The organism is Acinetobacter johnsonii CIP 64.6, from assembly GCF_000368045.1.
Taxonomy (GTDB): Bacteria; Pseudomonadota; Gammaproteobacteria; order Pseudomonadales; family Moraxellaceae; genus Acinetobacter; species Acinetobacter johnsonii.
Map to the genome: position 1 here is coordinate 276,931 of NZ_KB849234.1, position 25,013 is coordinate 301,943.

Here is a 25,013-nt window from a genome sequence, read left to right on the forward strand (position 1 = left end):
TGATGGCAGATGAACCTCGTATTTAAAAGTATTGATCTAATCATTCATGCAATCCTTGCTTAATTACAATAGACAACTGTGTTTTCTACGGTATGATAAAATTAAGTTTTTTAGATATTAAGCGTCTTTAGGAAAGATCATGCACGAGGAATCAGGCCCGTCGTGGGGAATGCGTGGCTTACGCAAATGGTTAGGTACCGCGCCAGAAACTCGCGATGAACTGTTAAAGTTAGTTCAAGATTCACGTCGTTTTTTAGAACCCGACACTGTTGCGATGTTAGAAGGCGTATTAGATCTTCCAGCAACCAAAGTCCGCGAGGTCATGACACCGCGTACATCGATGATCAGCCTACAAGAAGATGATGAGTTACTCGACATTTTGCATACTCTGGTTGAGTCAGCACATTCACGTTTCCCTGTCTTTTCATCAGATCAACCAGACAATGTCGTTGGCATTTTATTGGCCAAAGACTTATTGCCTTTTTTGACTGAACCAAACAATAAAGTGGATATACGTGCGCTGATGCGTCAACCTTTATATGTACCTGAAAGCGCACGCTCAGACCAAGTGCTTCGCATGTTGAAAAATACCCAAACACACATTGCGGTGGTGATTGATGAATATGGCACGACCTCAGGTTTAGTGACGTTAGAAGATATTTTGGAAGAGATCGTCGGTGAAATTGAAGATGAACACGACAAGATCGATGAGGAAGCTGAATATATTATTCCCGATAATGACCCAACGACCGCAAATACGTGGCTGGTTCAAGCACTTACACCAATCGAACACTTTAACAATCTTTTAGATGCAAACTTTTCTGATGATGAGGTTGAAACTGTGGGCGGTTTATTGCTTCAAGAAATTGGTTTAGTGAGTGATTTGCAAGGTCAGGTGATTGATCTTGAAAATTGGGAATTTACCATTGTAGAAGCAGATGCACGTTCTATTCATCTGATTCGAGCCGTTCGTAAATGAGAGCTTACTTTGACAAACTGTTAACCCCCAATCCACAACAAAAACAGTTACCTTTAATTTATCCACTTTTAATTGCCTTATTTTCAGGGGCGGTCTTTAGTTTTGCACTCGCCCCTTATCATTATTGGTGGTTGGCAATATTATCCCCTGCACTGCTCTATACCACTTTACGCAGGCGCAGTGCAAAACAGGCCTTTGGCATTGGTTGGGCCTATGGTTTTGGCCTATGGTTCGTGGGGGCTTTTTGGCTCTACACTTCCATCCATGTCTATGGCGATACCAAGAGTGCCTTAAGTGTGGGTATGATCGGTATTATGGCCTTGGTCATGGGTTTATTCACGGCAGTTCAAAGCTTTATTTACCGCCGCTTTTTCCCTGAAACGCCACTAACCTTCGCTCCGCTTTGGGTGCTTTTTGAATGGGCAAAAACCTGGGTCTTCACAGGCTTCCCATGGCTGTTTGCAGGCTATGCCTTTACCGAACGCTTACTGGATGGTTATGCGCCATTATTTGGTATCTTCGGGGTGTCGTTTGTAGTCTTGGTGTTGGCCTGCGCACTGGTCGAAGTTTTAAACCGCCGCGTCTTTTGGGTCATTCCTTCTGCCTTATTGGTACTTGGTGCATGGGGCGCATCAAAAATTGAATTCGTCTCCGCAAAAAATACGCAGCCATTATCGGTTTCTTTAATTCAAGGCAATATCCCACAAGACTTAAAATGGCTCACTGAGTATCAACTAAAAACACTTGGAATCTATGCTGATTTAACCAAAACAGAATGGGGACGAGACCTCATTGTTTGGCCTGAATCCTCTATTCCGATGTTCCAAAGTGATATCGAACCCTTTTTAGCTGCAATGACAGCACAGGCCAAGAAAACCAACACGGCGTGGGTCACCGGTATTCCATACTGGGATATTTCAGGCTCTGAAACGGCAGGTCGACCACTGTACTACAACAGCATTATGGCCAATGGTGCTGAAGCCGAAGGACTCTATAAAAAGCAACGTTTAGTGCCTTTTGGTGAATATATTCCACTATCCGGTTTACTGAAATGGGTGTTGCCTGCCATGCAGAATGATCCGTCGATGAGTGGTTTTTCACGTGGCGAACAACAGCAACAACCGCTTTCTATTCATCAGCAGCACTTAGGCGCGGCCATTTGCTATGAAGTGGCTTATCCGAACTTGACACGTCGTAATGCCAGCCAAAGTGATTTCTTGGTGACAGTTTCCAACGATGCATGGTTTACAGGAACCGCAGGCCCTTTACAGCATTTACAGATGGTACAAATGCGTGCCAAAGAAAATGGACGCTGGTTTATCCGTGCCACCAATACAGGCGTAACCGCATTTATTGACCATCAAGGGCATATCGTAAAACGTGCTCCGCAAGATGTGGCAACCGTGCTTCGCGGCGAACTGCCTGCTATGCAAGGTCAAACGCTATATACCCGTTTAAGTGACTGGCCAATTTTAGGTTTTTCAGTCTTTTTACTGATCTTGGGCTGGATCTATCGTCCACATAAAGTCGATGTATCGTTTAAGTCTCGTCGATAGTTGCTATTGTTAAATCAGACTTTTCTAAAGAAAAACCCAAGCTGAGCTTGGGTTTTTCTTTTTCAGTTATAGTAACTTGGTGCCTACTGGAACCTCTGTATCAGGTACACACAGCACCACGCCTGCGTCTGAATCATGAAAGCCAGTCACTAAGCACTCAGACTGGATAGGACCAATTTGTTTGTTTGGAAAGTTAACCACTGCCACCACCAATTTACCCAATAACAGTTCAGGTTGATAACGCTCAGTAATCTGCGCACTCGATTTCTTAATGCCAATTTCATGGCCAAAATCGACATGTAAAATATAAGCGGGCTTACGTGCCTGCTCAAAAACTTCGGCCTGAATAATTCGCCCGACTCGGAGCTCGACTTTTAAAAAATCTGCCCAATCAATCTGTTCCATATTTCACTCTATATTTATATTTTCTACAGTATAAGGAGCGAACACTAGCATCATATACAACGAAACAGACAAGCGATCCTATCTTTCCGCCATTCTTCATGATGCAATAAAAAAACCGAGCGTACTTGCTCGGTTTTTTTATCACAACTATAAATGTCAGTATTAAATTTGACTGACCAAATAGGACACCATACCAGCTAAAAAGAGCATCGGGGTATAACGGTAGAACATGACCACTTTTTGTTCTAATGCTGTAATCTGTACTTGATCGAGTGTGAGTACGGTTGCTTTTAACGCAGACCAAAAGCTCAAAACCGCCCATGTGCTAAACAGACTGATTGCAAAGAAACCCACCATAATTTGGCTGCTGCCTTCAGTCGACTGCCACACACTTAAAACACCTTGAGCGATAGGAAGCATACTCAAAATCAAAAGAACAGACTTGAGCATCGACCAATGGAATTGGCTCATTTCATCCAACAAGGTTAATGCTTTCATTCTATTCTCCTCAGGAAAATTAGTTGCCATTGAGAACATTATGCAAGGATTTAAATAAATAAAAAGCCTATTTTTATCCATAATTTACATTATTTGTAATCAATAAATATGGGAATAATTCTTATTATAAATCTCAGCTGATACTTATTATATTTAATATTTTAAAATCATAATCTTAGATATTAATTTTAAATTAAGATGTATTATCATTACAGTCCACATTGACATAACCTATGCACTGTAATGATATATTCAATTAAACCCAATATATAATAATTCTCAATTAAGGTTGATACTGAATATCAGCATCGGTTTCTTCACCACCTTGTTGACCATCCGCACCAAAAGAATATAAATCAAATGGTCGTCCATCGCTCCCAGGTGTAACATATTGAATGTCATTGTCCCAACTATCTTTCGGATATCCACCTTTCACATAACCGCCTGGTAACCAATTTTTTGCAGACTCAGGCTTATTCACCAAAGCGTCGAGTCCACCCTCTTGCATCGAAGGATATTTACCATTGTCCAATTTATATTGATCCAATGCCGCAGCAACACCCTTGAGGGTAATGACAGTGGTATCCACTTTAGCTTTTTCACCACGTCCCATCACATTGGGTACAATTAAGGCTGCCAACACACCTAAAATAACAATCACCACCATGACTTCAATTAAGGTAAAGCCTGAAGCTTGGCGTCTATAGATTTTTGATTGCATGTGAATTTTCTCTTCCATCTTATATTTTTAAAATTAAATCATGTTGTTCATGTTGACGATCGGCAGCATCACTGCGATTACTATCACCAAGACAATGCTTGCCATCAGAACCAACATCAGTGGCTCAAGTAAAGCCAGCAAGGTCGATATGAGCGTTGTCACCTCTCGGTCTTGCATGGTCGATGCGCGCTCCAACATCCGATCCAATTCACCCGACGTTTCACCACTTTTAATCATTTGTACCATCATCGGTGGGAAATAACCACTGCGCTCCAGCTGGGTCGCAAGGTTTCCACCTTCAGTCACTTTTTCTGCGGCATGATTGACCGCATCGCGAATCACCCAGTTATTACTCACCGCCGCGCCAATTTTTAACGCATCCACCAAGGGCACACCTGACTGGGTCAAAATCGATAAGGTACTGGCAAAGCGTGCGGCATTTATACCACGTGAAAGTTTACCGAATAATGGCAGTTTGAGCGTTAAACGATCAAAGGCATAATGCCCTGCTGTAGTTCTTAAAAATCGCAGTAATAAGCCGATGCCCAGTACACTGCCCACCAATAAAAATGGCCATGCCACTCGAATAAAATCACTGGCTTTCATCAAGGCAACAGTAATCCATGGCAAGGCATCTTTGCTTTGGTCAAAGGTTTTGACAATGTCGGGCACCACATAGGTCATAAGTCCCATCACGATGGCAAAAGACATCAGCATTAAAATAATCGGATAAATCATCGCGCCTTGGATTTTCTTCTGCATTGCAAAGCGATTTTCGGTGTAGTCTGCCAGCTGATCTAAAATTAAGTCTAAATGTCCTGAACGCTCGCCAGCGGCAATCGTAGCAATGTACAACTCTGGAAAACGTCCCGATTGCTGTAAACCCTGCGCCAACGAGTGACCTTCCAATACTTTAGAACGGACTGACATCAATAGATTTTGTACATGTGCTTTTTCTGACTGCTTTCCGACCGCACGAATGGCTTCTTCCAACGGAATAGCCGCCGCCACAAGTACAGAAAGTTGACGTGTCAATAAAGCCAAATCATAGGCGGTAATTTGTTTTTGAAACCATGTTTTACTGCTGTGCTTATCTTTTTGTTCAACAGGATCAACCGAGACTGGAATCAGCGCTTTATCACGAAGTTGTTGCCGAATTTGACGTGCTGAATCCCCTTCGAGCACGCCTTTTTGCTGCTTTCCTGCGGCATCGAGTGCGGTAAATTGATATGCTGGCATGTTTACGCTTTCTAATTGTCCATTTAGTCATTTGGCGCTGTTGCATGTCGGCACCAAAATCATTCATATTCTAAGTTATAAATTATGTCATCACTCTAACACAACTCATTCATCGCACAACGACAATTTCATCAGGACATTTTGAGCTTTTTATGCCAGAAAATACACTTTCCACAACACCAAGCTACCGTATTCGTGTGGCTGTTCCCGTTTACCTATATGACTGTTTTGACTATAGTTTAACGGCTGAACAATACCACCAAGCTGAAGTGGGTGCACGTGTGGCTGTCTCATTTGGTCGCCAAAATGTGGTCGGTGTCATTGTTGAGAAACTCACTGATGAGAAACCACTCGATTTAGGTTTTAAACTTAAAGCCATAACTGAGTTGCTCGATGACAACGCTATTCTAGATGCTAAAGTTTTAAGTTTATTGACATGGTCAGCGCAATATTACCAATTTCCGATTGGGGAAGTGATGCATGCTGCTTTACCCAGCTTTTTACGCCAAGGTAAACCCTATAATTTACTGGCGCGGATGTGGAAGCTGATTGATGATCATGCCGAAGACAAATTGAAGCGTTCTGAAAAACAACAAGATGCCTATAAAATTTTAAAGCTGCATCCCACAGGAACGTCTGAAAACATTCTAAATTTGGCTGGCATTGAAACGGCGACCTTAAAAGCCTTAGAAAAAAAGCAAATCACCCAGTGCATACTTGAAGCTCAAGACTTTAAACCGCAAGTTATGACACTGGCGCAAATGCCCCTCACGCCCAATGATGAACAAAAGCGTGCCATTCAAAACATTCTCAAAGCTCGTCATAGCTACCATGCTTTCTTACTGGATGGTTTAACCGGTAGTGGGAAAACTGAAGTCTATTTACAAGTCATGCAAGAGATTTTAAAACAAGGCAAACAGGTCTTGGTATTAGTGCCTGAAATTGGTCTCACCCCACAAACAGTGAGCCGTTTTCAGTCACGTTTTCACTGTCATATTGCGCTACTACATTCAGGTTTAAATGATTCTAAGCGCCTTCAAGCCTGGCAAAGTGCGCAAACGGGCAAAGCCTCAATTGTGATTGGCACACGTTCTGCCATCTATACGCCCCTTCCGCATTTGGGTTTGATTGTCTTAGATGAAGAGCATGATCTATCTTTCAAGCAACAAGAAGGCTTTCGCTACCATGCTCGTGATGTGGCTTTATACCGTGCACACTTAGAAAACTGTCCGATTATCCTCGGTTCTGCAACGCCAAGTATCGACAGTTATGCATTGGTTGAACAAGGTAAAATGACCCGTTTGGAGTTGGACCAACGTGCAGGTGTGGCCGTGATGCCGAAAATGCATGTGATCGATCTGAAAGTGGCACAGAAACAAAATGGCATCAGCCAACAGCTGATTCATGAAGTACAAAAGCGCTTAGACAAAAAAGAACAGGTGCTGATTTTCTTAAACCGTCGCGGCTATGCGCCTGTGTTGATTTGTGAAAGTTGTGGCTGGCAGGCGAAGTGCCCACATTGCGATGCCAATTTTACCGTGCATCGACAGCCCTACCAGCATTTGCACTGTCACCACTGCGGCACCATCCACCGCATGCCTGAACACTGCCCGCAATGTCAGCATAGCGAACTGAAACCAATTGGTTTAGGCACCGCAAAAGTTGAAGAAAACCTACAAGCACTGTTCCCCAACTTTGATGTAATTCGGGTGGATCGTGACTCGACCAGTCGGGTCGGTAGTTGGCAAAAAATCTATAACAAGATTCAGAAAAGTGAACCCATCATTTTGCTCGGTACTCAAATGCTGGCCAAAGGACATCACTTTCCTTATGTGACTTTGGTGGCGATTTTAGACATTGACTCAGGCTTACTCAGTGTTGACTTTCGTGCCACAGAACGTACTGCACAGCTCATCATCCAAGTTGCGGGACGTGCTGGGCGCGGTGAGAAAAAAGGCGAAGTGTATTTACAAACTTTACGTCCAGACCACCCTTTGCTGAATACCCTGCTAGAATCGGGCTATCGCAGCTTTGCCAAGCAAACGTTGAAAGAACGTAAAGCTGCATGGATGCCACCTTATCGCTATGCGGCTTTATTGCGCTGTGAATCCAAAGACCAAGAACTGAACCAAAGCTTTTTACAAGAGCATGCACAAGCATTGCGCCAAGCCTCAGAAAACAGTATTGATATTTGGGGGCCAATTCCTGCGCCGATGGAACGTAAAGCAGGCCGCTATCAAGCGCATATGGTACTACTGTCCAAAGACCGTGCGCGGATGCATTTTTACATTCGTCAGTGGTGGCAAAATGTCTGGCATAACAAACCGCATGGTATGAAATTGAGCCTTGATATTGATCCACAAGAGTTAAGTTAAGGCTTGACATGAATAAGGTTTAGACCTGAGTCGCGTTCTCCCTTAAACTTCCAACATAAAGAAAAAAATTTAGGACAGGGCAATGTCTCTACTGCTTCAAATCACCCTCTTTTTGGCTGCGGCACTGATGATCGTTCCGTTGGCTAAACGGCTGGGGATTGCCACGGTACTCGGCTATTTATTTACAGGCATCTTACTCGGTCCCAGTGTATTCAATGTCGTCCATGACCCTGAAGACATTCATAAACTCGCTGAATATGGCGTGATTTTCTTGATGTTCATTATTGGACTCGAACTTCGCCCACAACGCTTATGGGAAATGCGTAAATCCATTTTTGTGATGGGCAGTTTACAAGTAACACTCTGCGGCGTGCTACTGGCGTGCATCGTCTTTTTTGCCCTGCAACAGCAGATTGCGGCCAGTGTTGTGATTGGTTTTGCCCTTGCCCTTTCTTCTACCGCTTTTGTGCTACAGCTTTTAAGCGAAAAACAGCAGCTCAATACCACTTTTGGTCAGCAGTCTTTTTCTATTTTACTCTTTCAAGATATTGCCGCGATTCCGCTGATTGCGATTATCCCCCTGCTTGCGGGAACAAACTCAACCCATCATGGCGTTGCCTACTTTGCAGCGATTGTTGCTACCTTTACAGGCTTGTTTTTATTTAGCCGCTATCTCATGCGCCCTTTTTTCCGCTTTGTGGCCAAAAGTGGCGCACATGAACTGATTACCGCAGTCGGTTTGTTTATTGTCTTAGGCGTGGTCGCGCTGATGGATGTCTTAGGTATCAGTACCACCTTGGGCGCATTTTTAACTGGAGTGTTACTTGCTGACTCTGAATTCCGTCATGAACTGGAAGCCAGTATTGCACCATTTAAAGGTCTACTTCTCGGTCTATTTTTCATGACCGTCGGGATGAGCACGCAAGTTTCGCTGCTGTGGGAAAGCCCAAGTCTGATTGTTGGCGGTGCGTTATTGCTGATGTTGGTCAAACTGCTGGCCTTAACAGCCATCGCTCGCTACTTCGAGTTTTCATGGCGAAATAGTTTGATGCTGGCAACCTGTTTGGCACAAGGCGGTGAATTTGCTTTTGTGGTGCTCAATGTTGCCATGAGTGAACACGTGATTACGCAAGCCATTTTAGAGCCGATCAATTTGATCGTGACGTTGTCGATGATTCTGACGCCTATTCTATACTGGCTGATGAGTTCGTGGGTGGTGCCTCTATTCGAGAAAGAAACTACACCTGTCTATGATGAGATTCCTGAACAGCATAACCCGATGATCATTGCTGGCTTTGGCCGTGTCGGACAAATTGTGGCACGACTGGTTCACTTACAGCACCAAACCTTCACGGCGATTGACAGCAATATCGACAAGGTCGATTTCGTTCGCAACTATGGCGGCAAACTCTACTATGGTGATGCCACTCAACCCGATATCCTGCGTGCAGCCGGTATCGAACATGCCAAAGTGTTTGTATTAGCCATCGATGATATTGAAGACTCCATGAATGTGGCACGCCATATCCGACTCAATTATCCAGATTTAAACTTGCTGGTCCGTGCCCGTGACCGACATCATGTGCATTTGTTACGTGACTTAGGAGTGGAACATATTTGGCGTGAAACCTATTTATCGTCTTTAGGGATGGCCTATTTTGCCCTGCGTAATCTCGGAATTGCAGAACAAGATGCCTATAAGAGCATTGAGTTATTTCGAGATTATGATGAAAAACTGCTCGCGCAGCAGCAAAGTATTTATAACGATGAACAGAAGGTGTATGAAACACATCGGAATGCTCTGGCCGAATTAGAACACTTATTTGAAAGTGATACCCAATTACGCCAAAGCCCTGTGGGTGTTGACCTACAACGTGAGTTACAACATGACCGAATAGATGTAACACGGGATGAAGTAAAATGACTTGTGTTTTACAATATCGTCACCATTAAGACAGGATATTGGAGAAATTTATGTCTGATTTGCGTCAACGCTTTTATATTGAAGATAGTCCTGTTCGTGGTGAAGTGGTTCATCTAGAAGAAACCCTACAAACCATCTTGGCGCAGCGTGATTATGCACCTGCAGTCCAAGTGCTGTTAGGTGAAATGCTCAGTGCCACGGCATTACTTGCCAGTACTTTAAAAATTAAAGGCCGTATTAGTTTACAAATTCAGGCTTCAGGTAGTTTCAAATGGGCCATGGCTGAATGTAATCACCTTGGTGAAGTACGTGCCTTGGCGGATTATGAAGCAGATCCACGCTTTAATGCTGCCGACAGCAGCAGTACGGTATTGAGCACCCTCATTAGCCCTGTACTATTTATTAATATTGAGCCCGAATTTGGTGAGCGTTATCAAGGGATTGTGGCTTTAGACAAGCCAAATCTTGCAGGTTGTTTAATGCAGTACTATGACCTGTCTGCCCAAATTCCAACGCGTATCGTTTTGGCCAGTTCATCCCAGCGTGCTGGTGGTTTACTCATTCAGCTGTTACCACGTAACAGTGAAGAAGAACAAGAACGTGTCGACCAAGACTTATGGCCACGTCTGACCATGTTGACTGAAACGCTCAAAATCGAAGAGTTAACCGATTTAGAGTCCAGTGAAATTCTTTACCGTTTATACAACGAAGAAGAAGTACGCTTACCTGAAGTTGAAGTACTGAAATTTGGCTGTACCTGTTCTAAAGAACGTTGTGCTCAAGCGCTTGAACAAATTGGCGCTGAAGCCGTTCGTGAAACGCTAGAACATCAAAACCCGATTACCATGGACTGCCAGTTCTGTAACACGCAATATAGCTTTAGTGCAGAAGAAGCCTTGGGTTTATTTGGTGAACACTTAAGCTAAGCGCGTCATGTGCAATAAAAAAAGAGCAACTAAATTGCTCTTTTTTTATGCCTTTGTTCTCATAAAAACAAGATAATTCAAATGATTCATCACTTTTATTCATAGATATTTCACTGGTCACACCGCTTAAATTTCGTTATAAATAAACCCATAATTTTTATATGTCTTTATTTTTCTCTTCCATTGGGGTTTTATCATCATGAAATTTTCTTGCAGTCTTTTCGTACTCAGCAGTTTATGCGCCTTCTCCAGTTTTGCAGCCACCGATCCCTTGGTCGGCAAATGGAAAACTATCGATGATAAAACAGGATACTCTCTCAGTGACGTCATGATTGAAAAAGACAAAAACAATAGCTATAAAGCAGTCATCGTAAATACGCGTGAAATTCCAGGTGCAGTAAAAATAGAAAACTGTAGCAAGTGTGATGGGGTCAATAAAAATCAACCCATCGTCGGCATGACAACGCTCAGCCATTTGCAGTTAGACAATGCCAAAGATTCGACCTATAGCCATGGACAGTTCCTCGACCCTTTCACAGGGCTACGTTATGACGCATATGCACGACTCAGCAACAATGGTAAGCACTTACGAATTCGAGGAACGTCGACCGAAAATGGCGGTGGGCGCAACATCACATGGGTCAAATACTAAGTATCCCTCATCCATCAAAGCCCCTTTCATCGGGGCTTTTTTCTTGTCATGTTTTGAAACAATAAGGAACATATCTTTACTGTTGAAATCTGCTGAAAGGCTGAATAATGATTCAAACTTAATCAATTTATTTAATCTTATTTATGCCGAAGAACCATTATGAAATACTCGGTTTAACGCGAGATGCGACCGCCGAACAAATTAAAAAAGCCTATCGAAAATTGGCACGTAAGTATCATCCCGATGTCAGTAAGGAGCCTGATGCTGAAGCACGTATGCAAGAATTGAATGTCGCCTATGACACCTTAAGTGATGAAACGAAAAAAGCAGAATATGACTTTGAACTCGATCATCCGCAAGGCGCACACCAATTCAACCCCAATGCAGGCTTTGGCGGTTTTGAAGAGGCATTTAGGAATGCCCAAGGTGGACAACAGGCACATGATTTTTCAGGATTTGAAGACTTATTTGGCCGTTTTGGTTCAGGTTTTGGAGGATCAAACTATCAATATCAACGCCAAAATAGCACTCGCCATAAAGGCGAAGACCAACATGCGCGTTTAGAGGTCGATCTTGAGGTTGGATTCCACGGTACCACCCAAACCATTACCTTACAGATTCCCACTTTAAATGCCTATGGTGAAGCGGAAATTCAGCGCAAAACGCTGGAAGTTAAAATTCCCAAAGGCATGAAAGAAGGGCAACAAATTCGCTTAAGTGGTCAAGGACAGTCAGGTATTCAGGGTGGTGAAAATGGCGACCTATATATCGAAATTTATTACAAAGATACGGAGACCACACGCGTTGAAGGAGTTGATGTCTATCACCAACTGAATATCAGTCCTTGGGAAGCCGCTTTGGGGCAAAGCATCACCGCCGCGCTACCCAATGGTCGGACATTGCAAATTCAAATTCCGAAAAATGCCAAAACGGGGCAGCAACTCCGTTTAAAAGATCAGGGGATTCCAGCCAAAACGGCAGGACATTTATATTTAATTTTAAACATTGTTCAACCTCCTGCGCAGAGTGAGCAAGAACAGCAAGCCTACCAAGCCTTTGCTGAAGCCTTCCCTCACTTTAAACCGCGTCAGTCTTAAGGAGAAAATTATGACGACTATTCAATATCGTGAAATTATTTTAGACGGATGTCGATATGCTGAAATTGTTGATGAACAACATAGCTTTGATTTAAAGCATTTTGCTGAAGCCTGCGGACAAAGTCCTGAATGGGTTTTACAGCTGTTGGAATATGACATTCTGCCTAACCGACCCGATAACCGCATTCACCAATTTTTTGGTGATGATGTCTCACGTGCGCGGCGAGCCTATCGCTTACAACGTGACTTTGATGCCAGCTTTACTGCAGTCGCAATGATGCTAGATTTGATTGAGGAAGTTCAAAAACTTCGTCGTGAAGTAAAACATTTACATCTCACTGACCCAGTTAAACCAAATCAACACTAGTTCTATAAAGAAAGATGGGCGCATGCCTTTCTTTCTTTTTTTATTTTTGAATAAGAGGATTAGACGGCAACCATGAAACTCAAAGTTTGTAATAAAAAGACTAAGCTCATGTTTCCTGAATACCGAGACATGATTCAACAGCTTAGAGAAGACAATCCGCATTTTTCTAAAATGTTTGACGACCATGAAGCTCTCGATCAGGAAATTTGTTTACTCGAACAAGACCCTGTCAGGATTCATCGTGGAGAGATTGAGCCCCTCAAACGCAAAAAGTTGTTCATTAAAGATCAGCTTTACCGGATTTTAAAAGGAGCCCAGTTAAAAACCTCTTAAATTAAATCTCCCTGCGACGCCCACATATCCGAATAATAAATTGAACAAGGATAGCGTCAGCATATAAAGAAATACCTTAAAGCCCATTGGCTTTAATGGTCTATGCGGAAAATCACCGAATTATTTTAATTTGGTGATTTTCTCTAAATCTTTGATGGTGCCCTTCACGGTTTGCTTGATCGGCTCATAATCGATAAACCAAAACAAATTCATATGTTGATCCGCATGCTGCTGTGCCAACATATCAATGACACTTTTTTCGCCACGCCCGACCAAATGACGTCGATAAAAATAATACAGCAGAATCAATGTCGTCATTAACATGATACCTAACATGATCCAAAACCCTGTTGGAGACTTCAGTCCAGGAATAAACTCAAAGTTCATACCATACACCCCTGTCAACAAGGTTAGCGGCGCAAAAATCGCGGTAATAATGGCTAAAATCCGCATGTTTTCATTGGTTTGATTGGCAATGGCTGAAAAATGTAGATCGATAGCTGCTTGCACTGCATTTCTCAAGCGAATGGTATGCTTTTGAATACGTTCAATATGACTGGTTAAATCATCGACACGTACCAGCATGATGTCTTGTTTTTCACTACGTTTTTTCCCTTTCAAGTGCGAATAATTATCGACAATTTCATCGCGTAATTCCTGCAAAGTCTCGATTTGTTCTTCGCACAAATTTTCCACTTGTTGGAAAGCCATATTCTCTTGCAACAATTGATGCCACTTGGTAAAACGGCGATGGCCTTGTAAAAGCTCTTGCTGCCAAAACTCCACTCGACGCGTCAGCGGAACACGTAAATCAAGATAACCATCCACCATGTTATTGAGCAGTCTCAAGGTCAAATCTAAAGGTGTTGCAGGTAATTTTCGTGGCTTATTATGTTCTTCAATCGGACGGCTCAGTACCGTTTCCATACGCTGAATATAGCTTTCAACTTCTTTATTGCCCTGCTCTCTAACCGTAATCAAAACTTGCGGCGTGAGCATAAAGCTAATCGGGGTCGTCGCCAGACCAAAGACCCGTTCATGTTTTTCAGTCGCTTGCGTATCAAGCTTGATTTGATCATCAGGTGTGATCAGCTTACGAAAGATCAGCAAGTCATAATCTTCCAAAGTGTCAAAGGCACAAGGGTGTTCTAAATTTAGAATGTCACGCAGATGATATTCATTCATCCACAGTCCCGTTGCCGCATAAATGTCCTGCTGCCAATGTTCTGCCCGATTGACCACATCGTCACGACTACACTCCACCCAAATAAACTCGGCTTCCTGCTCTGCAATCGGCTGTTTCTGCACATAAGTATGCTGTGCGGTGGGATGTTGATAGAAATAATAGCTTTGCATATCTCATTTATTATTGTCTGTCTTAGCCAGCATGATGCCATAAAAAAAGCCCTGAGCAAGCCAAAGTTTAAATTGGCCAAGCTCAAGGCTTTTCTAAGACAACTCAATTCACATGGCAAAAACCATGTGAATTGACAAGAGATTAAACTTGTTCGATATCTTTCATCGTCAATTTGATACGACCACGGTTGTCTACATCCGCAACTTGTACCTTAATTTCTTGGCCTTCTTTCAACACATCTGCCACGTTTGCAATACGCTCGTTCGAGATTTGTGAAATGTGAAGTAAGCCATCAGTACCTGGAAGAATGTTTACAAACGCACCGAATTCAACGATACGAATGACTTTACCAACGTAAATTGTACCTGGTTCAATTTCAGCAGTAAGTGCTTGGATTTTTGCAACCGCAGCAGCAGCAGCAGCTTTGGTTTCACCAAATACACGAACAGTACCGTTGTCTTCAATATCAATTGCAGCTTTGGTTTCTTCAGTAATGGCACGGATGGTCGCACCACCTTTACCAATCACGTCACGGATCTTGTCTGGGTTGATGTTGATCACTTGGAATGTCGGTGCATGCATTGAAATTTCAGGGCGAGCACGTGAAATCACTTGGTTCATTTCATTCAAGATATGCATACGGCCTGCATACGCTTGGTTCAATGCCGCTTCCATGATCTCTTCAGTGATACCTTCAATTTTGATATCCATTTGAAGCGCGGTAATACCGTTCGCAGAACCAGCTACTTTAAAGTCCATGTCACCTAAGTGATCTTCGTCACCTAAGATGTCAGAAAGAACTGCGAAACGCTCGCCTTCTTTCACTAGACCCATTGCGATACCTGCAACTGGCGCTTTCAATGGAACACCTGCATCCATAAGTGATAATGAAGCACCACATACAGAAGCCATTGAAGATGAACCGTTTGATTCAGTAATGTCCGATACGATACGAATCACGTACGGGAAGCGATCAGCCGCAGGAAGAACTGCTTGAACACCACGACGTGCCAAACGACCGTGACCAATTTCACGACGCTTAGGACCAGATTCACGACCTGTTTCACCGACAGAGTATGCAGGGAAGTTGTAGTGCAACATGAAGTTGTCAGTTTTAGTACCGGCTAGGGTATCAACCATCAACGCATCACGGGTATTACCTAAAGTGGTAGTTACCAATGCTTGAGTTTCACCACGTGTGAATAATGCAGAACCGTGTGCACGGCCTAATACGCCCACTTGAACATCAATGGCACGAACAGTTTTCGTGTCACGACCATCAATACGTGGTTTACCAGACAAGATGTTGTCACGTACCGTACGGTATTTCAAGTCTTCGAATAATTCGTCAACTTCAGCAGCAATACCAGTTTCATCTTCTTCAGGAACAAACTGAGCAACAGCTTCAGCATGAAGCGCATCTAATGCTGCATAACGGTCTTGCTTAACAGCAATTGTGTATGCTTCAGAGATTTTCGCTTCGAATGCTTCTTTCAATTTACCAAGAAGTTCTTCATTTTTAACTGGCGCAACCCAAGTAGATTCAACTGCGCCCGCAGCTGCAGCAAACTCTTTAATTGCTTGAATTGCGATTTGCATTTCGTCATGACCGAAAAGTACAGCGCCTAACATTTGGTCTTCAGAAAGTTCTTTCGCTTCAGATTCAACCATCAATACAGCAGCTTCAGTACCTGCAACCACAAGGTCAAGATCAGATTCTTTAAGCTGTTCTAAAGTCGGGTTAAGGATGTATTCACCGTTGATTAAACCAACACGTGCGCCTGCGATTGGGCCTGCAAATGGAACACCAGCAATAGACATCGCAGCTGAAGCACCCAACATTGCAGCGATATCGCCTTCCATGGTTTTATCAGAAGAAATAACAGTCGCTGTTACTTGGATTTCGTTGTAGAAACCTTCTGGGAACAATGGACGGATTGGACGGTCAATAAGACGTGAAATTAAAGTTTCAGCTTCAGACTGACGACCTTCACGCTTACCGTAACCACCTGGGATACGACCTGCAGCATATTGTTTTTCTTGGTAGTTAACAGTCAACGGGAAGAAGTCTTGGCCTGCTTTTGCTTTTGGTTGAGCAACGATTGCAACAAGAACCTGTACACCACCCATGGTGATCACAACAGTGTTTGCTTGACGAGCAACACGACCTGTTTCTAAAACAACCGTGTGTTGACCATATTGGAATTCTTTACGAATAATATTAAACATAGACATGTATTTTTCTTTCCTGATTTTTATTCTAGTGGAGACCCCTAAGGTTTGGCATTCACATCGCCATTTCAGGCAACTGTATAAATGACAAAGCTTAGAAGCCGACCTCACCAGAGACTAAAAATATGATTTTAAGACACAAAGAAGGAGCGAAACATTCGCCCCTTCCCCATTACCTCACGGAAGCAAGGTAGACTTTCTTTTTCAGTAATAAAGCATTCAAAATGCGATAGTCCGAAAATAAAAGTTTAATCGAATTAACGACGTAAACCTAAAGCAGCAATCAAGTCGCTGTAACGAGTAGCGTCTTTACCTTTAAGGTAATCAAGAAGCTTACGACGTTGGTTAACCATACGGATAAGACCGCGACGGCTATGGTGGTCGTGTTTGTGCTCTTTGAAGTGACCTTGTAAATCATTGATTTGAGCAGTTAAAAGAGCTACTTGAACTTCTGGTGAACCAGTGTCGTTTTCAGCGCGAGCAAATTTAGCAATGATCTCTGCGCGATCTGCGTTTGTTAAAGCCATTCGATTTCTCCGAGATGCTTATAAGTTACATTTGATACAAATCAAATTGATTCTTCAAAACCAAGTTGACTGCCGTGCATCACTACAGCAAAGCATTATTTTAAGGGATCTAGCGCTATATTGCAAAAATGTTTTATGTTCGCAGTCAATTCAGCAACTGACGGCTTTGCACAAATCATGCACAATCATGACAATTCTGATTTTCAATATCAGACTCAAATCCAATAAAAACGAAAAATAGAGAGAAATTTGTGAAAATTTTATCTGCCAATACCTGTTATGTCCCCCATGACCTCAACCACGTGATTCGTTCTAAGGATGAGGTCTCCGCTACCTTGGGTGGCATGAATGACGCACAAATTCAAAGCATTTGGGCCAGTGTAGAGTCCCTATATAAAACAGGAAACTACCCTTTCATCAGCCTCTGTTTACGTCGTCAGGGACAAATATTGTTAAATCGCAGCATTGGTTATGCGCAAGGCAACTCACCCGATGGTTTAGCGGCAGATGCGAAAATTGGCACACCTGATACCCCAGTTTGCTTATTTTCCGCCTCTAAAATCGTTACAGCCATGCTGATTCATATGTTGGATGAACGCGGTGATCTGAATTTACTCGATCCGATTAGCCACTATATTCCCGAATATGGCGTAAACGGTAAACGTCGTGCCACCATTTTCCATTTACTCGCTCATCGTGGTGGCATTCCTCGCATTGACAATAAAGTCACGCCTGAACTGTTGTTTAATCAAGATCAAATTTTAGAACGTCTTTATGCTGCACAACCCGTTTCAGCCTCAGGCACACATCTGGCGTATCACGCCGTGACGTCAGGTTATATTTTAGGGGAAATTATCAAGCGGGTAACAGGTCAAACGGCCCGTGAATTTCTTGCCGAAAATATCGAAAAACCCATGGGCTTAGATTACTTTAACTATGGCCTAAAACCTGAGTATCGGGCGGATGTCGCTTTAAACTATGCCACAGGTCTACATCCACGTTTAGGCACAGACCATTATCTTAATCGGGTACTGGGCGGTGGTTTACAGTTGGCCGTCGATGTGACCAATGATGCGCGTTTTATGGACACGATTTGCCCAGCGGGCAACATTTATACCAGTGCGGAACAAGCTGGTCGTTTCTTTGAAATGCTCTTGAGTGGTGGCGAATACCAAGGCAAACAAATCATGAGTGCCCAAACGGTATTTCGCTCGACCTTGGCCACGTCAGGAGTTAGTTTAGATCGGACATTATTAGTCCCGATGCGTTATGCCTTAGGCCCAATGTTAGGGAGTAATCCTATTGGGTTATTTGGACCCATGACTGGGCAAGCCTTTGGACATCTCGGGTTTTCCAATATTCTCTGCTGGGCCGATCCAGAACGTGATATTAGTGTATCGCTATTAACCACAGGAAAATCTGTCGTCGGGACCCACTTACCGGCTTTAGCGAAAACGCTTTATCAAATCTCAAAACATTGTCCCAAAATCTTAAAGCACCAACGTCGCTCCTTATTTGCAACCGATCGAAGTGAAACAGATTTAGTCTGAGCATAAAAAAAAGCCCAAGTAAACTTGGGCTTTTTTGCGCTGTAGTGTTCTTTTATTTTTGTTCTTGTTGTTTTGGTTATCATTATAATAATGCGCTTTTCCGCGTCTTGTATTAAACATTCCATGTTTAATCATTTACATCCTTATGTGACAGATTTTGCCACATCACACAGAAGAAAAAAGTCGTATTTCACTCATCTTCATGTAAGCGATTGCTTACACAAACTCCTCATTTTCTCCATTATTCAACCTAAACCCCTCTAAAAAATGCAGTAGTAAAAATTTAATAAATAAAAAACAGTCACTTAAACACATAAGAACTAAATTTAAAAAAGCATAAGCCATGCAATACTGAGACAGTATCTCTTTGATATTTAATCTATGACTGTATTTTATGCTTCGAGGAATGAATGGCTATTTTTTGTCATATTTTGCCAATTTATCAGATATAAAAAAGCCTTGTAGTCTCTCCCAAAACTACAAGGCTTAGCGGCTGTAAGTTTCCTCTTTCACCTACTTCACTGTAAGTTCGCTGTCTACTGACGTTATTATTATCTTTTTGCGATTATACTCAACATTCCGTGTTGAGCTCTTTATGTGAAGCCATCTTCTCAAAATCCTCAGCAAAGCTCTATGCGCAAATCTCCTGAATCCCTGTAAGCCATTTCGTACAAAGCTCCTATTTGTTTATTAAATCTTCACAATTGAATTTGTTGATTAATTTTTCTTGATAGACCACTTTCTCGGGCGGTTCGAGTCACCATAGCATGTACGAATGCATCGGCATCGACCAGTAGACTGACCACTTTTTTCGCCCTCGTAATTGCTGTATAAATCAACTCTTTACTGAGTAATTTTTCAGCCTGCCGATCTAACACCACCGCGGTATGGGTGAACTCAGAGCCTTGAGATTTGTGAATGGTCAGCGCAAAAGCTGTTTCAATATTTTTCGGTAATCGTGTCGCAGCCACCCATTTATCCAGACTGGGGAAATACACCTCAAACTGCAACTTGCCTTGCTCGATGCGCTGTAAACACAGGCCAATATCACCATTTGACAAGCCCAACTGATAGTCGTTATAGGTCATCATCACCGGACGGCCCAAGTACCATTCGCCTTGTTTGATTTGTTTTAATTGTTCCAATAGGCGCTGCTCGATTTGCAAATTGAGCTGTTTTAAGCCGAAATGGCCGTGACGTATGGCGGCTAAAATACGGTAATCATCAAAATGTTGAATCACTTTGGGCACGAGAAACTCATTAGAATTTTGCTGATATTGCTTTAAAGCCTCGACATAGCCCTGAAAGCCGAGCATCAGCAGATCATAATAATGTTGTAACTGCTCTGCAGATAAAGCCTGCTCGGGCAACAATTCGAGTTGTAAATAATCGACCTTGACCTGATCCAACTCAACCGCCTTCAACGTCATGGCATGTACCACTTGCTGTTGAAAAGTGTGCAATACTCTCTGTTTTTCAGCAGGATGCGTCATTAAGTCAAAACAAGATTGCTGCTGAATAAATTGTGCCAACTTTCCAATCCGTGCATCTGATTTGAAACGACGGCTATTGACCAAATTGACTCTATTTTCAGCCAAAGCTGGAACCTGTTGTAGATCGGCGAGTACAGAGCCGACATCGACCGAAGCCAACTGATCGGCATCTCCCAATAAAATCAAACGAGCTTGATTCGGCATGGCAGCAAAGAGCATCTGTGCCAAATTTAAATCCAGCATTGATGCTTCATCAACGACAATCACATCATAAGGTAAAGGTTGTCTGCTATGAAAACGCGGTTGCTGCGTATTCCCAAGCCCCAAAAGGCGATGTAGCGTCACAGGGTTTAAGTTTTTCAAATCTGGACTAACTAAGTCTTGTAACTTTTCATCCTGAAAAGAGTTCTGAAGGGCTTCTTTCATCCGCTGCGCCGCCTTACCTGTCGGTGCAGCCATCGCAATACGAATATCAGGCAGACTTTGTTTGAGCACTGCAATAATACGCGCCAAGGTATACGTTTTCCCTGTGCCCGGACCACCTGTAATGATCGCGAGCGCCTGCTCGGCCACCATAGCCAAAGCCTGTTTTTGGTGTGGATCTTCTAGTAAATGAGCATAAGCTGAAATATCCACTTGCGTTAAATTTTGCAGTTTTAACCGTGCTACTTGCTCGGCCAAAGACTGCTCTAAAGCCCAATAACGATACAGATATAATTGCTGCTGATCGTAAACAAACGGCGCTTTTTGTTGCTGTGCCTGCTGTTCATCCATCACCAAATCATCTAAGGCAGTCACAGCTTCAGCTGCAACCGAGACACAACTCTCACCGCGTAGCATGGCTTCAAGGACCTGTTGAATCATTTCACTACGTGCTTCAGTGACCCCTGTTTTACTCAGCGGTGACTGCTGAATAAACTGACTCCAACGCGTTAACCATGTGTCTACCACGACAGCCTGATCAATACTGGCTTTATGAACATTTTCCACACGGTTATCCTCAAAGTTATCCACAACTTAATTCTTTGTTTATGAGTGACTAATTTCACTTAATTCAGAAGTTTTGCCTACATGATTTTCAGTAGAAGTATCCTCAGCAAAATGACCCAAGATGGCATCTAATCTTAAAATAAACTCGGGGCTAGCACGCCAACTTAAAACCCCTTGATCGGGCTGCCCATTCATCCCTCTCAAATAAAGATAACTCGCCTGTCCCAGATGTTCTTCAATGTCATAGTCCAGCAAATTCACTTTTAAATAGCGATGCAAAGCCACCAAATACAGACCCGCCTGCAACCAATAACTGGCATGTGACATATTCAATTCGATTGCGTCATGATTATAGCTCTGCTGATCCGCCCCTAAGAAGTTACTTTTATAATCGGCAATGTGATAACGCTGACCATCAAAATAAACCAAGTCTATCGAACCTGTCAGATAACGAGCAGAATTGGCTTCATTTAAGTCGAGCAGATCAATCCCATACTCTTGAAACAATGCCTGTATGCGTTTAATCGCCAGCACATGATCGGACAATGACAAATAAAAAGGAAACTCAGCCAAGTGTTCATCGGCTTTCAGTTGCTTCAACTGAAAACCTGCATGCAAAGGCGTTTCTAGTACATCTGCTAACCACGCTTGCATCCACAGCACCAATTGAGTTTCATCATCCTGTCCAAACTCATTTTGATATTTGCCCAATAACTCTTGCCACAGTAAGGGACTATCATTTTTAAAACGACGATGAATTTCCAGTCCCCAGTCACCCGAGTCCTGAAAGTCAATATGCTCGAAAATTTCGTGCAGGAAGGTTCCCGCAGTCGTCCCCATTGGAAACTGCCGTTTAATCCACGCCAAAGGCTGACTCAGCTCCACATCTTCAAGCACAGGATGATTAATCTCGTCATCCGCACTACCCACTTTCTCGCTCAAAACCGCTAAGGCATCCATTGCCTCTTTGCGACTCAAATGCTGTGCCAACGCACTAAAACTGGTTTTGGAACGTGGATAAAAACGCTGTTCAGGAAAAGCCAAAGCTTGCAGTTGAATGATCTCTTGCTGCTTGGCTGGTTGTAAACGGATCGGCTTTTCAGTCAGCAGCTCCTCATCACCACTGGCAGGATGTTCAAATAGATTACCTGCTTGGCCACGCCAAAATGCCAATGCCGTATTTGATTTATATTCCTGATCTTGCAGTAAGGCATACACGCGGTGGCTGGCACGGGTCAGTGCGACGTACCATAAGCGATGCTGTTCTGCTTCGGCACGCTCATTGTGTTGATCAATCGCGGCTGGATCTAACAGGTTGGCATCATTTACTGCCACGATGCGCTGTAACTCGCTCTGCCCTGTCGTCGGATTGATCTGTTCCAGCGTTGAAAAGTTTAAGGTTTTATTCATTTCCTTAAAGTCTTTGTCGGCACCCAGCAAGAACACAATTTTAAACTCTAGACCTTTGGACTGATGAATAGTCATCAGCTGTACGCCTGTGGCATTGGAAAGTTTGCGTTCCAACTCCCACTCACGTTCCGCAGGCAAATGTAACTGTTTGAGATACCAATGATACAGTTTCTGTGCACCTTGGAACTGCTCACTATGCTGGCTTAACAACTCAGTCAAATGCCGTAGATTGACCACCGCCCGTTCGTTGTCTCGGCTTTGGTAAGCCACCAAGTTTTTCCACACTTTAAACAGGTTTAAAGCGTACTGCCATGCGCTTAAAAAGCCTTTGTTGATCCACATGTCGCGGATGTCATCAAAATCCGCCATAAACTGGCTCAAACCGTTGGCTTGCTTTTCCAGTTCCAGTAACTGTTTTAAATCAATAGCCAACAGCCGACTCAAAAGTGCACGGCGAACTTTGGCCTCATCAAAAGGATGCATCATTGCGGTCAATAGCGCACCGACATCTTTCGCGACCTGACTTTCAAACACACTGCGTTTAGACGGACGGTTGACCAAAATCCCTAAACGCTCTAGTTCAAACTGAACTTTGTCCAAGCCATCATGGTTTTTCGACAACACCGCGATATCATTTGCCCCCATAAACTGTGGCGGATCATCTGCCACATACAGTTGCTGTTGAATGCCTTGGTTGATTAAATCACGAATTTTCCATGCCACTTGTTGAGCTTCATTTTTCTTGTCTTCAAGTAACAGCCAACGCAGCGGTACATGGTTTTCACCCTGTGCATCGACCAAAGCAGGATGTGGTCGAGTCCCTGCTTCTACAGGCTGGTAATAGACCTGCTCACCAAAGTCCTGTTGGCGTTGAAATAAAGCATCCACCACCTGTACCAGCTTTTGCACAGAGCGATGGTTATATTTCAAACTATACTGCCGACCGTGTTTTGCCAAAACATCTAAACGCGCTTTGTTATACGTCAGCATGTCACCACCTCGAAAGCCATAAATGGCTTGTTTCGGGTCACCGACCATAATCATACAGCCTTGAGGATAGCGCTGTGCATCACGCCAAATCCGCGCCAACATATCATCTTGGTCTTGGTTGGTGTCTTGAAACTCATCCACTAAAATGAGCGGATAGCGTGCCTGTACAAACTGAGCAAAGCGCCGGCCTTGTTCGCCCTGTAAGGCTTCTGATAAGGTACGGATTTGCTGGGCAAAAGTCGTTTCACTCTTTTGCTGCAAGACTTGTGGTAAACGCTTTTTCACCTCAGAGCTTAAGTGATATTTTAAATACGCATCCAGCACGTCCAAATTGAGCTCTAACTCTGCCAACGCCTCTAAGAAACTGCGGACCTGTCGCCACACAGGATGCTGCTCAAACTGTTCCAACACATCTACAGCACATTTGTTTAAGACTTTTTTCGTCGCAAGCTCAGTCAGGTGCTTTAAGGTTTTTTCAAAATGTGGCGCAAATAAGGCATAAGCCCGCTGCTCTTTCAGCGCAGTCAAAAAAGCAGGTAAGTCCTGACATAGGATGCGTTGCATCAAAGCATCGGTACGCCATTTTTTCCCCAGCACTGCATGGTATTGCCCTTCAGGGGCATAATAGTCTTTCAAGCTTTCAATCTGTGCCACATCCAGCGCAGTAAATTGATCAATGGCCTGCTCAAATTGCGTCAAATCAAGCACAGGTTTTTCCACCTGTTGAAACTGTGCCGAGGCAAAGTTCAGACTATTTTCAACAATTGGCACATAAGCCTGTTCGGTTTTTAATTTTTGTTTTAACAGTAAATAATTCACCACAGGCTGCGGCTGTGCCTGAATCCACTCGCGTAATACGTCATGAATAAGCTGTTGAGTATAACTCTGCGCATCATCGGTGATATCTGCACGCTCAATCTTGCCACTTTCAAAAGAAAACTCACGCAGTAACTTTTGACTAAAACTGTCCAGTGTGCCGACGAACAGCTCATCTAACTGATCGATCACCAACTTCAAACGCTCTTGGGCAAAACCGACCCGCTGTGCATAGTCTATGAGTACTTTGATAAAAAGCGGATCTTGTTCAGCGGCTATTTTGGCCTGTATTTCTCGCTCGGTCAGACTCTGACAACCTTCAAAATAACGTAAAGTTTCAATCAAACGTGCCCGAACGCGACTTTTCAGCTCCGCAGCGGCAGCACGGGTGAAGGTGGTTGCAATGACCTGATTCGGCAAATAGGCCCCAAGAAAAATACGCACCATCAAACTGGATAAAGTAAAAGTCTTGCCTGTGCCTGCTGAAGCTTCAATCCAATGCAAGCCCTGAAAGCTCATATCGGCAATGGGTTGATAAGATATGTTCGATGTAGAGCCCTGAGACTGTGCTGTCAT

At 43.3% G+C, this 25,013-nt stretch carries 19 protein-coding genes; 10 read left to right on the forward strand and 9 right to left on the reverse strand.

The window, feature by feature from the left end:
- Nucleotides 1-139 precede the first annotated feature (139 nt).
- A complete protein-coding gene (locus tag F986_RS04740) occupies nt 140-979 on the forward strand; it encodes an HlyC/CorC family transporter (RefSeq protein ID WP_004692642.1) in 840 nt (279 codons plus the stop codon).
- Nucleotides 976-2,535, forward strand: coding sequence for an apolipoprotein N-acyltransferase (gene lnt, locus F986_RS04745; RefSeq protein WP_004692644.1), 1,560 nt, complete (start codon nt 976-978; stop codon nt 2,533-2,535). Before F986_RS04740 ends, lnt begins: the two co-directional genes overlap by 4 nt.
- Nucleotides 2,536-2,601: 66 nt before the next feature.
- Here lnt and F986_RS04750 read toward each other — a convergent pair whose 3' ends face one another.
- From F986_RS04750 to gspF, 4 genes are all read right to left on the reverse strand, one after another.
- Complete coding sequence (locus F986_RS04750) at nt 2,602-2,940, reverse strand: tRNA-binding protein (RefSeq protein ID WP_004692646.1); 339 nt, start codon at nt 2,938-2,940, stop codon at nt 2,602-2,604.
- A gap of 162 nt (nt 2,941-3,102) precedes the next feature.
- The gene (locus F986_RS04755) at nt 3,103-3,438 is read right to left on the reverse strand and encodes a hypothetical protein (protein WP_004692648.1); all 336 of its coding nucleotides are present in this window, start codon (nt 3,436-3,438) and stop codon (nt 3,103-3,105) included.
- Nucleotides 3,439-3,721: 283 nt separating this feature from the next.
- Nucleotides 3,722-4,159 carry a type II secretion system major pseudopilin GspG gene (gspG, locus tag F986_RS04760; protein ID WP_004692650.1) on the reverse strand — a complete coding sequence of 146 codons (438 nt, stop codon included), beginning with the start codon at nt 4,157-4,159 and terminating at the stop codon, nt 3,722-3,724.
- A gap of 33 nt (nt 4,160-4,192) precedes the next feature.
- Nucleotides 4,193-5,398 carry a type II secretion system inner membrane protein GspF gene (gspF, locus tag F986_RS04765; RefSeq protein WP_004692652.1) on the reverse strand — a complete coding sequence of 402 codons (1,206 nt, stop codon included), beginning with the start codon at nt 5,396-5,398 and terminating at the stop codon, nt 4,193-4,195.
- 152 nt (nt 5,399-5,550) lie between these two features.
- On the opposite strand from gspF, the gene F986_RS04770 reads away from it, so the two are divergent.
- The 7 genes from F986_RS04770 to F986_RS04800 all read left to right on the forward strand — a co-directional run bounded on the left by F986_RS04770 (nt 5,551) and on the right by F986_RS04800 (nt 13,072).
- The gene (locus tag F986_RS04770; protein WP_004692654.1) at nt 5,551-7,773 is read left to right on the forward strand and encodes a primosomal protein N'; all 2,223 of its coding nucleotides are present in this window, start codon (nt 5,551-5,553) and stop codon (nt 7,771-7,773) included.
- 82 nt (nt 7,774-7,855) lie between these two features.
- Nucleotides 7,856-9,697, forward strand: coding sequence for a monovalent cation:proton antiporter-2 (CPA2) family protein (locus tag F986_RS04775; protein ID WP_004692655.1), 1,842 nt, complete (start codon nt 7,856-7,858; stop codon nt 9,695-9,697).
- A 50-nt stretch (nt 9,698-9,747) separates the two neighbouring features.
- Nucleotides 9,748-10,623, forward strand: a complete 876-nt coding sequence (gene hslO, locus F986_RS04780) for an Hsp33 family molecular chaperone HslO (RefSeq protein ID WP_004692657.1) — start codon at nt 9,748-9,750, stop codon at nt 10,621-10,623.
- Nucleotides 10,624-10,822: 199 nt separating this feature from the next.
- A complete protein-coding gene (locus F986_RS04785; protein WP_004692659.1) occupies nt 10,823-11,275 on the forward strand; it encodes a DUF2147 domain-containing protein in 453 nt (150 codons plus the stop codon).
- Nucleotides 11,276-11,418: 143 nt separating this feature from the next.
- Entirely contained in the window at nt 11,419-12,372 is a 954-nt protein-coding gene (locus F986_RS04790) for a DnaJ C-terminal domain-containing protein (protein ID WP_004692661.1), read from the forward strand.
- A gap of 10 nt (nt 12,373-12,382) precedes the next feature.
- Nucleotides 12,383-12,739 (forward strand): chaperone modulator CbpM, encoded by a 357-nt coding sequence (locus F986_RS04795; protein WP_004692663.1) that lies wholly within the window; start codon nt 12,383-12,385, stop codon nt 12,737-12,739.
- 72 nt (nt 12,740-12,811) lie between these two features.
- The gene (locus F986_RS04800) at nt 12,812-13,072 is read left to right on the forward strand and encodes an HP1242/YdcH family protein (protein ID WP_004692664.1); all 261 of its coding nucleotides are present in this window, start codon (nt 12,812-12,814) and stop codon (nt 13,070-13,072) included.
- Between the two features lie 120 nt (nt 13,073-13,192).
- On the opposite strand, the gene F986_RS04805 is transcribed toward F986_RS04800, so the two are convergent.
- The 3 genes from F986_RS04805 to rpsO form a co-directional block, all read right to left on the reverse strand.
- Nucleotides 13,193-14,428, reverse strand: a complete 1,236-nt coding sequence (locus tag F986_RS04805; RefSeq protein ID WP_004692666.1) for a magnesium transporter CorA family protein — start codon at nt 14,426-14,428, stop codon at nt 13,193-13,195.
- A gap of 142 nt (nt 14,429-14,570) precedes the next feature.
- Complete coding sequence (gene pnp / locus F986_RS04810; RefSeq protein WP_171057586.1) at nt 14,571-16,658, reverse strand: polyribonucleotide nucleotidyltransferase; 2,088 nt, start codon at nt 16,656-16,658, stop codon at nt 14,571-14,573.
- Between the two features lie 260 nt (nt 16,659-16,918).
- Complete coding sequence (gene rpsO, locus F986_RS04815) at nt 16,919-17,188, reverse strand: 30S ribosomal protein S15 (protein WP_004692669.1); 270 nt, start codon at nt 17,186-17,188, stop codon at nt 16,919-16,921.
- 251 nt (nt 17,189-17,439) lie between these two features.
- Between rpsO and F986_RS04820 the strand changes: the two genes are divergently transcribed.
- Nucleotides 17,440-18,738 carry a serine hydrolase domain-containing protein gene (locus tag F986_RS04820; protein WP_004692671.1) on the forward strand — a complete coding sequence of 433 codons (1,299 nt, stop codon included), beginning with the start codon at nt 17,440-17,442 and terminating at the stop codon, nt 18,736-18,738.
- Between the two features lie 698 nt (nt 18,739-19,436).
- On the opposite strand, the gene recD is transcribed toward F986_RS04820, so the two are convergent.
- Both recD and F986_RS04830 read right to left on the reverse strand, forming a co-directional pair.
- The gene (recD, locus tag F986_RS04825; RefSeq protein ID WP_004692672.1) at nt 19,437-21,221 is read right to left on the reverse strand and encodes an exodeoxyribonuclease V subunit alpha; all 1,785 of its coding nucleotides are present in this window, start codon (nt 21,219-21,221) and stop codon (nt 19,437-19,439) included.
- A 39-nt stretch (nt 21,222-21,260) separates the two neighbouring features.
- Nucleotides 21,261-25,013, reverse strand: a complete 3,753-nt coding sequence (locus F986_RS04830) for a UvrD-helicase domain-containing protein (RefSeq protein WP_004692673.1) — start codon at nt 25,011-25,013, stop codon at nt 21,261-21,263.